Source organism: Desulfarculaceae bacterium (assembly GCA_020444545.1).
Taxonomy (GTDB): domain Bacteria; phylum Desulfobacterota; class Desulfarculia; order Desulfarculales; family Desulfarculaceae; genus Desulfoferula.
On record JAHLKT010000009.1, the window covers coordinates 1 to 12460 of the forward strand.

The 12460-nt window shown below is 65.0% G+C and carries 10 protein-coding genes and 1 tRNA gene; 5 read left to right on the top strand and 6 right to left on the bottom strand.

Going from position 1 to position 12460, the window contains the following annotated elements; all coding sequences use genetic code 11:
* Positions 1-144 precede the first annotated feature (144 nt).
* The 3 genes from KQH53_19825 to KQH53_19835 all read left to right on the top strand — a co-directional run bounded on the left by KQH53_19825 (position 145) and on the right by KQH53_19835 (position 2198).
* On the top strand, positions 145-1665 hold the full coding sequence (locus KQH53_19825) for an ATP-binding cassette domain-containing protein (GenBank protein ID MCB2228934.1): 1521 nt from the start codon (positions 145-147) through the stop codon (positions 1663-1665).
* A 71-nt stretch (positions 1666-1736) separates the two neighbouring features.
* Positions 1737-2051, top strand: a complete 315-nt coding sequence (locus tag KQH53_19830; GenBank protein MCB2228935.1) for a carboxymuconolactone decarboxylase family protein — start codon at positions 1737-1739, stop codon at positions 2049-2051.
* Between the two features lie 73 nt (positions 2052-2124).
* Positions 2125-2198 (top strand) — tRNA-Gln (locus tag KQH53_19835).
* A 219-nt stretch (positions 2199-2417) separates the two neighbouring features.
* On the opposite strand, the gene KQH53_19840 is transcribed toward KQH53_19835, so the two are convergent.
* The 6 genes from KQH53_19840 to KQH53_19865 form a co-directional block, all read right to left on the bottom strand.
* A complete protein-coding gene (locus tag KQH53_19840) occupies positions 2418-3752 on the bottom strand; it encodes an OFA family MFS transporter (GenBank protein ID MCB2228936.1) in 1335 nt (444 codons plus the stop codon).
* 220 nt (positions 3753-3972) lie between these two features.
* Entirely contained in the window at positions 3973-5346 is a 1374-nt protein-coding gene (locus tag KQH53_19845; GenBank protein MCB2228937.1) for a sigma-54 dependent transcriptional regulator, read from the bottom strand.
* Positions 5347-5355: 9 nt separating this feature from the next.
* The gene (locus tag KQH53_19850) at positions 5356-7179 is read right to left on the bottom strand and encodes a cache domain-containing protein (protein MCB2228938.1); all 1824 of its coding nucleotides are present in this window, start codon (positions 7177-7179) and stop codon (positions 5356-5358) included.
* Between the two features lie 509 nt (positions 7180-7688).
* Positions 7689-8861, bottom strand: coding sequence for a VWA domain-containing protein (locus KQH53_19855; protein MCB2228939.1), 1173 nt, complete (start codon positions 8859-8861; stop codon positions 7689-7691).
* 4 nt (positions 8862-8865) lie between these two features.
* A complete protein-coding gene (locus KQH53_19860; protein ID MCB2228940.1) occupies positions 8866-9444 on the bottom strand; it encodes a DNA-3-methyladenine glycosylase I in 579 nt (192 codons plus the stop codon).
* Positions 9445-9455: 11 nt separating this feature from the next.
* Positions 9456-10322, bottom strand: a complete 867-nt coding sequence (locus tag KQH53_19865) for a MoxR family ATPase (protein MCB2228941.1) — start codon at positions 10320-10322, stop codon at positions 9456-9458.
* Between the two features lie 264 nt (positions 10323-10586).
* On the opposite strand from KQH53_19865, the gene KQH53_19870 reads away from it, so the two are divergent.
* Together KQH53_19870 and KQH53_19875 are read left to right on the top strand one after the other, a co-directional pair.
* Positions 10587-10751, top strand: coding sequence for a hypothetical protein (locus tag KQH53_19870; GenBank protein ID MCB2228942.1), 165 nt, complete (start codon positions 10587-10589; stop codon positions 10749-10751).
* 55 nt (positions 10752-10806) lie between these two features.
* Positions 10807-12405 carry a sodium/solute symporter gene (locus tag KQH53_19875; GenBank protein MCB2228943.1) on the top strand — a complete coding sequence of 533 codons (1599 nt, stop codon included), beginning with the start codon at positions 10807-10809 and terminating at the stop codon, positions 12403-12405.
* The last annotated feature ends 55 nt before the right edge of the window (positions 12406-12460 follow it).

The following is a 12460-nucleotide window of genomic DNA, read 5'->3' on the forward strand; positions in this document are numbered from 1 at the left end:
GAACCGAGGCCCTCAACAAAAAAGCCCTCGCCGCCGGCGTGAAGCTGGCCAAGGACTGGCAGGGCGCGGGACGGCAAGAGGCCCACGAGGTCAGCGCGGCCGACCTGTAGCGCAAGCCTCCAGGCTCTGATAAGACCACAGGGCATGACGCCCTCTAAACCAAACATAGAACCGCCCCTGGTGGAGCTGGAGCGGGTAAGCTGCGCCCTGGGCGGCACCACCCTGCTCCATGATCTCACCTGGCGGCTGCCCCAGGGCCAGCACTGGGCCGTGTTGGGCGGCAACGGCGCGGGCAAGAGCACCTTTCTGCGCCTGGTGCGCGGCGAGCTGTGGCCCTTGCCCGAGAGCCGCCAGCGCCGCCGCTTTCTGGTGGACGGCCGCCTCACCACAAGCCCCCTCTCCTTTCGCGAGCACACCAGCCTGGTCTCCAGCGAGCTGCTGGCCCAGTACCAGCACAAGAACTGGAGCCTCACCGGCCTGGAGGTGGTGGTCAGCGGGCTCACCGGCAGCCACCTGCTCTACTCCGACCCGGCCCCGGTGCAGTGGGAGCGGGCCCAGGAGGTGCTGGCCCGTTTGGAGCTCACCCACCTGGCCGAGCGCGACATCCTCACCATGTCCCAGGGCCAGGCCAAGCAGGTGCTCATCGCCCGCGCCCTGGTCAGCCGGCCCCGCCTGCTTATTTTGGACGAGCCCTGCGAGGGCCTGGACGCGCCCTCCCGCGCCCGATTGCTGGCCATGCTGGGCAAGGTGGCCGACAGCGGCACCCAGCTGCTCTACGCCACCCACCGGGGCAGCGAACTGGCCCCGGGCACCAGCCACGCCCTGATCCTGGAGCAAGGCCGCATCGCGGCCCAGGGGCCCTTGGACCAGGTGTTGGCCTCGGGCGGCGTGGATCTGGTGCCGGCCGCCGCAAACCAGAGCGCGACCCCTGCCCCGCCCGTGGACAACGGCGAGCCCTTCCTGGTGCGGGTGGAGGCTCCCGAGGTATACGTGGAGCACCAGCTCATCCTGCGCGGCCTGGACTGGGAGATAGCGCCCGGCTCCAACTGGCTGGTGCTGGGGCCCAACGGCGCGGGCAAGACCACGCTCTTGCGCCTTTTGGCCGGAGAGCTGCGCCCGGCCCTGGGTGGATCGGTGGCCTGGTTCGGCCGGGGGGTACGGCGCAATCTGCAAAGCCTGCGCACCCGGGTCAGCCTGGTCTCCGCCGCCTGGCAAAGCCGCCACATGCACTCCCAGAGCGGGGCGGAAACCGTGGCCTCGGGCCTCAGCGGCAGCGTGGGCGCGGTGCGCCTGCCCGACCCGGCCCATTTGCAAGCCGCACGTGAGTGGCTGGAGCGCTGGGGCCTGAGCGAGCTGGCCGAGCGCGACATCACCACCTTGTCCTACGGTCAGCTCAGGAAAATCCTCATCGCGCGGGCCATGATCAACCAGCCGCGCCTGTTGCTTTTGGACGAGCCCTTGGCCGGGCTGGACGCGCCCGCCCGGGCCGAGGTCGGCGCCTTGCTGGCCCGCCTGGCCGGCGAGGGCGTCACCCTGGTGGGCGTTACCCACTACCCCGGCGAGATGCTGCCCTACATGAGCCACGTGGCGCTGATCGAGAACGGGCGCATGGTCTTCCAGGGCAGCGCGCTGGAGTATCTGGAGGCCCACGGCCCCTTGGCTTGACAAGCCGCCGCGAGGCCCACAACATGGAGCCAAGGACAGCACTGGCCCATCAGGCGGCAAGGAGAAACGACATGAGCCTACCCAAGCCTTACACCGACTTTATCGAGAACTTCCCCCAGGTGGCCGAGACCTTCGAAAAACTGGGCGTGCAATGCAAGGAGGCCGGCCCCTTGGACGCGCGCTCCATGCATTTGGTCAAGCTGGGCCTGGCCGTGGCCACGGTCTCGCGCGGCGCGGTGAAGAGCCAGGCCCGCCAGGCCCTGGAGGACGGCTTCAGCGTGGAGGAGGTGCGCCACGCCGCTCTCTTGGCCCTGCCCACCATCGGCTTCCCCTCCATGATCGCGGCCCTGGGCTGGATCAACGAGGTGGCCGGCGAGCTGGCCTAGGGCGACCACACCGCCAAAGCTCCCTTCAAACCTTGCCTCCGTGGCTGAGGCTGGTACAATCGATAGTCCTTAATGGCCCGTCGTCTAACGGCAGGACGTCAGCCTTTGGAGCTGATTATCTAGGTTCGAATCCTGGCGGGCCAGCCAAACAACACCAGGGGTCGGCCTTGTGGCCGGCCCCTTTTTGCCGCCTGTCAGCGCCCTGCCCATCGAGTACACCTGGAAAGACGCCGCCCTCCAGGCCCCGGCCGGCAAAAGCAGCCCCCCCAAAAGGGAGGACCGGGAGCCCCTGTGGCTCCCGGTCCATTTTTACCGGCCAACGCGGAGGAGCTTCCCCATTCCCCCTCGTGCCCGGGCTCTCGCTTATTACTTGCGGCGGGCCATCGCCTGGGAGGGCAGCAACCGGGCGAAGGCCCGGGCGCGTTCCCGCTGGGCGGCCTGGGCCGCGGCCCGCTGCTCGGCGCGCTCGGCGGCCGCCTCGGGCTTCTCCACCACCATGGTCATGCCCGCGCAGAACACCAGCAGGATGCCGGCGGCCAGGTAGGCGGTGCTGAAGGAGCCGGTGCTGGCCACGATCATCTGGGACACCCGGGGCAGGATGAAGCCGCCCACGCCCCAGGCCGAGAAGAGGATGCCGTAGTTCACCCCGAAATTTTTAAGGCCGAAGTAGTCCTTGCAGGCAGAGGGGAACAGGCTGAGGTTGGTGCCGTAGTTGAAGCCGATGAGCGCGGCCGCCAGGACCAGCACCACGATCTGCTGCTTGCCCATCATGAACAGGCTGAACATGATCAGGGCCTGGAAGGTGAGCATGATGCACAGGGTCTGGGTGCGCCCGATCTTGTCCGACAGGGTTCCGGCCACGATGCGGCCTCCCGCGTTACCCACCGCCATCAGGGCCACCACCACCCAGGCATACTCGCCCATGGAGGCCTTGGCCATGCCGGCCACGTTGCCGATGATCATCAGGCCCGCGCCGGAAGCCACCGCGAAGATGAACCACATCACCTGAAAATTGCGGTTGCGGATCATCTCCATGGGCAAAAAGTCCAGACCCGAGCTTTTGGCCTTGTTCGCCTTGGCCGTGGGCGCGGCCTCCACGGGCTTGAAGCCCTTCGGCGGGTTGACCAGGAACTGGGCCAGGAGGCAGACCGCCACCATGAAGCCGCCGCCAAAGACCAGCATGGCGCTGGACAGGCCGTAGTTGCCGATGAGGTAATTGGCTAGGGGCGCGATGTACACCGAGGCCAGGCCGAAGCCCGATACCACCAGCCCGGCGATGAGGCCGGTCTTGCTGGCCGGGAACCACTTCAGGGCCGGCGGGGTGGCCGAGGCGTAGCCGAAGCCCAGGCCCGCGCCGGTCATCACCCCGAAGCCCAACACCCAGGAGGCCAGGGAGGTGCTCTGGCTGATCCACAGGAGGCCCAGGCCGGTGAGGATGCCGCCGATCATGGCCGTGAGCTTGGGGCCCACCTTGTCCTGCACCCGGCCCGCGATGACCATGGTGAAGGCGAAGACCAGGCAGCAGACCGCGTAAGGGTCGTTGAGCGAGGCCAAGCTCCAGTCGAAGCGTCCGTCGCCGGCCTGGATCGACTCCTTGATGGCCAGCTTGAAGATGCTCCAAGTGTAGAGAATGCCCAGTGCCAGGTTGATGCCCAACCCGGCCATGGTGACGCTCCAGCCCCGGTTCTTGTTCTGTGCCATGCCCGCCCCTCCTTGCCTGGTTCCTGACTAATAGCCCTTGCGGCCTCTTTACAAAGCAAGCCGTGTGCCAGGAGGGAGCAAAATGGCTTTTACATTTAATTACGCAATGTTATGGCTTTGGACGTAAAGGGGAAATGTCCGCGACGGGCCTGATTCTAGAGAAATCCTCACCTCAAAATAGAAAATTTTCTACTTTTAGCGGGAAGCGATTGGCGGCAGCTCAGTCGCCCAGGAGCTTTTTCTTGCGGTAGCGGAAGGTGTGATAGTTCATGCCCAACAGCTCGGCGGCCTTGCTTTCGTTGCCCTGGCTCATGGCCAGGGCGCGCTCGAAATAGGCCCGCTCCGTATCGCGCAGGACCTCCTCCAGTGCCAAGCCGCCCGGTTCCAGGGCGGGCAGCCCCTGCCCCGCCGCCACGCTGGGCGCGGCCTCGCCCCCGGGGTCCAAGGCAGCCAAGGTGAGCAGGGGCTCGCGGCCCATGAGCACCCCGCGCTCCAATACGCCTTTTAGCTCGCGCACGTTGCCCGGCCAGGCGCGGCCTTGCAGCCAGGCCTCGGCCTCGGGCTCCAGGCCGGTGAAGGCGCGCTCGTACTTCTGGTTGAACTCGTGCAAGAAGTGGCGGGCAATGGGCAGGATGTCCTCGGGCCGCCGCTCCAGGGAGGGCAATTCCACCTTGACCATGGCCAAACGGAAGTAGAGGTCGCGCCGGAAGCGGCCCTGGTCCATCATGGCGCCCAGGTCGCGGTTGGTGGCCGAGACCACCCTGGCCTTGGCCTTGCGGGGCTCACTGCCGCCCACCCGGTAATACTCGCCCGAGTCCAGAAAGCGGAGCAGCTTGGCCTGGGCCTCTAGGCTAAGCTCGCCCACCTCGTCCAGGAACAAGGTGCCGCCCGCTGCCTTTTCGAGCAGGCCCGCCTTGCCGCCGGGCTTGGCCCCGGAGAAAGCACCGGGCTCGTAGCCGAACAGCTCGGACTCGATCAACTCGGCCGGGATGGCCGCGCAGTTCAGGGTGACCATGGGGCCCTGGAAGTTGGGGCTCTGGTAGTGGATGGCCCCGGCGATCAGCTCCTTGCCCGTGCCGGTCTGGCCCAGGATGAGCACCGGCATGTCCGGGCTGGCCGCCACCCGAGTCACGAACTCCATCACGCTCTGGATGCTGTTGCTCTCGCCGATGAACAGAGGCAGGTTCTCTTCCAGATAGCGCTTCTGGATGGCCCGCACCTCCTTGCGCAGGCGGATCGTCTCCAGGGCGTTGTCTATCTTGCTCTTGAGCGTCTCCAAATGCAGCGGTTTGACCACGTAGTCGTGGGCCCCGGAGCGCATGGCCCGCACCACGGTGTCCACGTCCTCGTAGGCGGTGATCATGATGAACAGCACCTCGGGCGCAATGGCCTTGATGCGGCGCAGGCACTCCACCCCGTCCATGCCCGGCAGGCCGATGTCTTGCAGGATCAGGTCCGGGGCCTGGCGCTCCGCCGCGGCCACCGCCTCCTCGCCGGTGGCGAAGGTTTGCACCTCGTAATCAGTGAGGCCCAGCTCGGCCGCGTCCCGGATGGACTCCTCGTCGTCCACCACGAATATGCTGTAGGTGATCATGCGCGCCCCTTAGCCGTGACTGTCGTACCCGTAGTATACGTCCACCGGGATGACGATGGTGAACAAGGCCCCGCCCCAGGCCCCCCGGCGCACGCTGAGGCTGCCGCCGTGGTCGCTGATGATGCGGTGGCACAAGCTCAGCCCGATGCCCAGGCCGTCCTTGCGCTCGGTGAAGAAGGGGTCGAAGATGCGCTCGGCCACCTCCTCGGGCACGCCGGGGCCCGAGTCCTCCACCATGATGATGATGCGCTCCTTGTCCAGGGCCGAGCTAAGGCGGATGCGCTTGTCCTTGGGCCAGTCCTTGAGCGCCTGCACCGCGTTGGTCACCAAATTGAGCAGCACCTGCTCCAAAAGCTGGGCGTCCACAAAGCACAAAGGCAGGTTCTTCTCCAGCCGGGTGTCCAGGCTGACGCCCGCCTTGCGCAGGGTCACGCTGGAAAGCTCCACCACCTCCATGATCACCCGGTTCACCTGGCCCCAGGCCAGGCGGGGCGCACCGGGCCGGGCAAAGTCCAACACCTGCTTGATCACTGTCTCGATCTTGGACGAGGCGGCCTTGAGCTTGCCCAGGATCTCTCCCCGCCTCGGGTCGCCGGGCTCCAGGCCCTCCAGGGCGCTCAAGTACATGTTGAAGCCCGAGAGCGGGTTGCGGATCTCGTGGGCCATGCCCGCGGCGATGCGCCCCAGGGAGGCCATCTTGTCCTGGAGGCGCATCAGGTGCTCCATCTCCTTGCGCTGGGTGATGTCCTCCTGGGTGCACAGGATGCCCCGCACCTCGCCGCCAGGCTCGCGCAGGGGGATGCGGCTGACGTCCATCCAGCGCGAACCGCCCTGGGCCTGGCCGTGGCGCTCCTCGCCGTGCAGCTCGGCCGCGCCGCTGGCCATGACTTCCCGTTCCCGCTGCCGCTGCTCTGCCGCGTGCTCTTGGTCCCAGGGCACCTGGCGGTCGCTGAGCCCCACGATCTCGGCCGGGTCGTCCAGGCCCGCCTCGGCCGCGAAGCCCCGGTTGCAGCCCAAATACACCCCGTCCTTGTCCTTCCAAAAGATGAGCTGGGGGATGTTGTCCATGACCAGTTCCAGCATGCCCTGGGAGTGGCGCAGGCCGTACTCCGCCTGGCGGCGGCGGCGCTCGGAGCGCAGGCCCTCCTGCACCATGAAGAACACCAACAGGGCCACCACCCCCAGGATGATCAGGGCGATGGTGGTCAGGCGGCTGGTCATACCCTGGATCTCGGCCCGGGCATCCTCCAGATAGATGCCGGTACCCACCACCCAGCCCCAGGGCTTGAACAGCTTCACGTAGCTCACCTTGGGCACGATGTGGCTGGGGTCGTCCTGCCACTGCCAAAGGTAGTCCACGTATCCGGCCCCGTTTTTCTTCACCGTTGCCACCACGTCCTGGAACACCCGCTTGCCAGAGGGATCGCTGAAGCCGGACACGTCCGCGCCCTCCAGATCCTGGCGATAGGGGTGCATGACCATGCGCGGGGCGAGGTCGTTGATCCAGAAGTAGTCCTTGCCGCCTGGGCCGAAACGCTGGGCGCGTAGCTGGGCCTTGGCCAGCTCCTGAGCCTGGGACCGGCTCACCACCCCCTGCTCCTCCAGGGTGTGGTAGTGCTCCAGGGTGTTCCAGGCCATCTGGGTGAGGCCCTGGGAGGTCTCGCGCTTGCGCTCCAGAACCTGGTCCTCGAAGCCGGGCAGGATGATGAAGAAGATGGCGATGGTGAAGAGAATGATGGTGAGCACCGCCGGAATGACCAGGCGCAGGGAGATGGAGAACCAGGCGGAGCCGGTCTTGTCCCCCGGCAGGGGGGTGGGAGGCGATGCGCTCATGCTCGGAACCTCGGGTGCCGCTGTTCATTCAGAGTAGCGGGGAAGCCCTTTCTTTGTATCACAGATCGGGTTGGTGGGGGACGTGGGGTGTTTGTAGATGGGGCGAGAAGAGTTAAGAAGTTGGGAATAAGGGAAGAGAGAATTTAGTCTGCTGGCCCCGACAGCTTGCCTGTCGAGGTCGCGGCGCGTAGCGGCGCGACAAGAAATCTTTGCCGCAGCGTGACGCGGTTAACGCCGGATTTCTTGTGGCTGCGCCACCCCGATAGCACAGCTATCGGGGGCAACAGGGAACGTTAGGTTTTTTACTTTCCCAACCACTTCCTAGCGGACAGAGATTGCTTCGCTTCGCTCGCCATGACAAGCCTTGTCATTGCGAGGAGCGGCCTTGCCGCGACGCGGCAATCTCTGTAGGCACCAGGCGCTGGTGTCCCACCCCCGCCACCCGGCAACCAAAATCAAAGGGCGGGGACCAACCCCGCCCTCGCCTGATCTACTTTTGCAGCGCCGCCCTAGTGCCGCACCATCAAGGCCTTCACCGCCTCTTCCAGACCGTCCAGGGTCAGCGGGAACATGGGGAACACCTTGCGCACCGTGGCGATGGTGGGGTGCTGCCAGGCCCGCTCGGGCATGGGGTTTAGCCAGACGCAGTAGCGGAAGTGGTCGGCGATGCGCTCCAGCCACTCCAGGCCTGGGAGGTCGTTGTGGTAGTAGAAGTCAATAGCCCCGCCCACGCTCACCAGCTCCGAGGGCGACATGAAGGCATCGCCCACGATGATCACCTTGTAGTCGCCCGAGAGGTTTTTCAGCAGGCTGCCGGTGGGCACGTCCTCGGAGGTGTAGATGTCCTTGAAGACGTCCTGGTAAACGCAGTTGTGGAAGTAGTAGGCCTTGAAGTCGCGGAAGTGGCTCATCTGGTGCGCCGCGCTGAACAGGCGGTCCACCAGCCGGGCGTAGGGGTTCATGGACCCGCCCGAGTCCATGAGGAGCAGCACCTTGACCGTGTTCTTGCGCTCGCGGGTGAAGACCAGCTCGATTTCGCCGCCTTCCTTGCAGGTCTTGTCGATGGTGGCGTCCAGGTCCAGGAAGTCCTCGGGCCCTTCCTTGGCAAAGCGCCTGAGCTTCTTCAGGGCGATCTTCATCTGCCGCACGTCCAGGGTCACGTCGGTGCGGTAGTTCTTGAAGCGCCGCGCCGCCGCGATCTGCACCGCGCGGCCCCCGCCGCCGGGCCCGCCGATGCGGATGCCCGCCGGGTTGGCCCCGGAGTGGCCAAAGGGGCTGGTGCCTCCCGTGCCGATCCAGCGCCCTCCCCCGTCGTGTCGCTCGTCCTGCTCTTGCAGGCGCTTCTCCAGCTCCTCCAGCAACTCCTGCAAATCCATCTGCTTGATCTTGGCCATCTCCTCCTCGTCCAGCTCCAGCCGGTTAAGGGGGTCGGCCAGCCAGTCCATGATCTCCTGGCGAATGTCCGGGGGCAGCTCCGCGTCCTTGAAAACGTGGGCAAAGGCCTGGTCGTACTGGTCGTAGAACGCCTCGGACTTGATGAGGATGGCCCGGGCCAGGTGGTAGAAGTCGTTCAGGCTGCCCTGGGCATAGCCCTGGTCCATGGCCTGCATCAGGGTCATCCACTCGGTGATGGACACCGGCACCTTGAGAGTGCGGAGGGTATAGAAGAGATTCAGAAACATCGGGCTAAACCTGGGCTCCGGTTGCTTGCAGCTCGCCGTGGCGCGGGCAGCTCACCAGATGATCGTTGACCATGCCGATGGCCTGCATGTGAGCGTAGATGATGGTGGGCCCCACGAAGTTCATGCCCCGCCTTTTCAGGTCCTTGGATATCGCCTTGGAGGTCTCGTCCGAGGCCGGTACGTCGCTGAGCTTTTTATAAGCATGCTGCACCGGCTTGTGCTCCACAAAGGACCAGATGTAATGGTCGAAAGAGTCGAACTCCTTCTGGATGGCCAGGAAAACCTTGGCATTGGCCTTCGCCGCCTCGATCTTTTTGCGGTTGCGCACGATGCCCGCGTCCTGCATCAGGGCCTCGATCTTCTCCGGGCCGTAGGCCGCCACCTTGTTGGGGTCGAAGCCGTCAAAGGCGGCCCGAAAGTTCTCGCGCTTCTTCAGGATGGTCAGCCAGCTCAGCCCGGCCTGAAAGCCCTCTAGGATCAGCATTTCGAAGTGGCGTTGCTCGTGGTGCAGGGGCACGCCCCACTCATGGTCGTGGTAGTCCTGGTAGAGCGGGTCGTCCCCGGCCCAGGGGCAGCGCGGCACCGGGCCCTCTCCTAGTAGCGCGAGCGCAGGCCCATGCGGGCGGCCGGTCCGCCGGCCCGGCTAAGGGCGGCCTCCAGCACCTCCAGGTCCTGCTCCTTCTTGATCAGCGCCCCGGCGAAGGGCAGTTCCTTGGCCACCTTGTCCGGGCTCATGCCCCCGGCCAACAGGGCCTGGATCCAGTCCAGCAGCTCACTGGTGGATGGCTTCTTGCGGAAGCCTTCGATTTGCCTGAGCCAATAGAAGCGCTTGAGCACCTCTTTGAGCAGCTTCTTCTCCAGGTCCGGGTAGTGCACCCCCACGATGTCGGTCATGAGCTGTTCTTCCGGGAACTCGATATAGTGGAACACGCAACGTCTGAGGAAGGCGTCGGGCAGCTCTTTTTCCGAGTTGGAGGTGATGACCACGATGGGGCGGTTCTTGGCGCTGATCCGCTCGTCGGTCTCCGGGATATGGAAGCTCATCTCGTCCAGCTCGTTGAGCAGGTCGTTGGGGAACTCCAGGTCCGCCTTGTCCACCTCGTCAATAAGAAGCACCAGGCGCTCGTCCGCGTCAAAGGCGCGGCCCAGCGGGCCCAGGTGGATGTAGTTGCTGATGTCGCTCACGTCGCCGGTGCCGAAGCGCGAGTCGTTGAGCCGCTGCACCGTGTCGTAGACGTAGAGGCCCTCATGGGCCTTGGTGGTGGACTTGATGTTCCATACCAGCAGCTTCATGCCCAGGCCCCGGGCGATGTTGTGGGCCAACAGGGTCTTGCCGGTGCCCGGCTCGCCCTTGACCAGAAGGGGCCGGCCCAGGGCTATGGACACGTTGACCACGTCCCTAAGCTCCGGGGAAACGATGTACTTGTCAGTGCCTGTGAAACGGTCGAACTCGGCTGACATCTGGATGGCTCCTTCAAAAAATCTGGCTGGGGCGTGAGCGCCTAGGCAACGTAAGTAGCTACAATGTAGCACGTATGAGCTTTTAATCAAGGCCCGGACGCATGGCCCTCTCCTCTTGACTTGACGCCGGGCTCCCACTTATGATGTAACTACTTTATAGCTACCCAATGGGTGGGCCAACCCCGCAACATGAAATAACAAACCCGTCCGCCCCTGGGCCGCCCTCTCGGGGCTCTCCCTATCCCGCCATGCAGGAGGTTGCCCGTGCTCGGCATCGCAAGCCCGGAACTGGCCCTGGCCTATATCCTTTGCATCGCCGCCTCGGTTCTTTGCGTGATCTACGGAATTGTAAAGTGGAACGATTCCGGTCCGCTGACCGAGGAGCTTCGGGACCTTGATCAATGGGCCCCGGAGAACAAGGGCGAGTAGTCCCAGCCCCCGCCGTCCGGCCCCCGCGCCCCGGTAACATGCTTTAGGAGGCACGATGACCGTCAAGATCATTTTGGCCCTGGTCTATCTGGTGGTGGTCTTTTACCTGGGATACAAGGGTTGGCGAGAGACCCGCCAGGCCAGCGACTACATGCTGGCCGGACGCCAGATGAACCCCTTTGTCATGGCCATGAGCTATGGGGCCACCTTCATCTCCACCTCGGCCATCATCGGCTTCGGCGGCGCGGCGGCCCTGTTCGGCTTCCCCCTGTTGTGGCTCACCTTCCTCAACATCTTCGTGGGCATCTTCATCGCCATGGTGTTTTTCGGCAAACGCACCCGGCGCATGGGGGTGGCCCTGGATGCCCACACCTTCCCCGAGCTCCTGGGGCGGCGCTTCCAGTCGCGCTTCGTGCAGGGCTTTGCGGGCCTGGTTATCTTTTTGTTCATCCCCATCTACGCGGCGGCGGTATTGATCGGCATCAGCCGCATGATCGAGGTGGGCCTGGGGGTCAACTACTACGTGGCCCTCTTGGTCTTCGTGGCCATCCTGGCCTTCTATGTGATCACCGGCGGGCTTAAGGCGGTGATGTACACCGACGCCTTCCAGGGCAGCCTCATGTTCATCATGATGCTCATCCTGATCATCGCCACCTACTACATCCTGGGCGGGGTGACCGACGCTCACCAGGCGCTCACCGACCTGGCCCCCCAGATGCCGGCCAAGCTCAAGGCCGGGGGCATGTTGGGCTGGACCCAGGGCGCGGTGCCCTTCTCGCCCCTGTGGCTGGTCATTTACACCACCATCATCTATGGCGTGGGCATCGGCGTGCTGGCCCAGCCCCAGCTGGCGGTGCGCTACATGACCGTGGCCAGCGACCGCCAACTGAACCGGGCGGTGCTCTTCGGCGGCATCTTTATCATCATCATGACCGGGGTGGCCTTCGTGGTGGGCGCCCTGTCAAACGTGGTGTTCTTCAAGCAGCTGGGCAAGATCGCGGTGGCCGTGGCCGGGGGCAACATCGACAAGATCATCCCCCTGTACATCACCCGGGTAATGCCCGACTGGTACGAGATTCTCTTCTTGCTGGGCATGTTCGCGGCGGCCATGTCCACCCTGTCCAGCCAGTTCCACGTGGGCGGCACCAGCCTGGGCCGCGACTTCTACGAGAAGGGCTTCGGCAGCCGGGGCCGCACCGGCCTGGGGGTCACCCGCGCCGGGGTGGGCATCACCATCCTGATCACCGTGATCTGGGGCCTGTTCCTGCCGCCCTCGATCATCGCCCTGGCCACCGCCTTCTTCTTCGGCCTGTGCGCCGCCTCTTTCCTGCCGGCCTACTTCCTGGGCCTGTACTGGAAGGGCATGACCCGGGCCGGAGCCATCGTGTCCATGGTGGGCGGCTTTGCCACCAGCTTCTTCTTCCTCTTGTTCGTGCACACCAAGGAGTCGGCGGCCATCGGGCTGTGCCAGGCCGTTTTCAACACCCCCAGCCTGGCGGCCGGAGCGGCCAAGGGTTCGGGATGGTGGTTGTTGCAGTTCACCGACCCCAACATCATCGCCCTGCCGGTGTCCTTCGTGTTGGCCGTGGCGGTCAGTTGGTTCACCGCCAAGTCCGATCAAGACCACTTGCGGCTATGCTGGCGAAACCTTTAGAATAGCCTGAGTCTTATCGCCGGGCGCCGGCCTAGGCTGGCGCCCGGCAAACTAT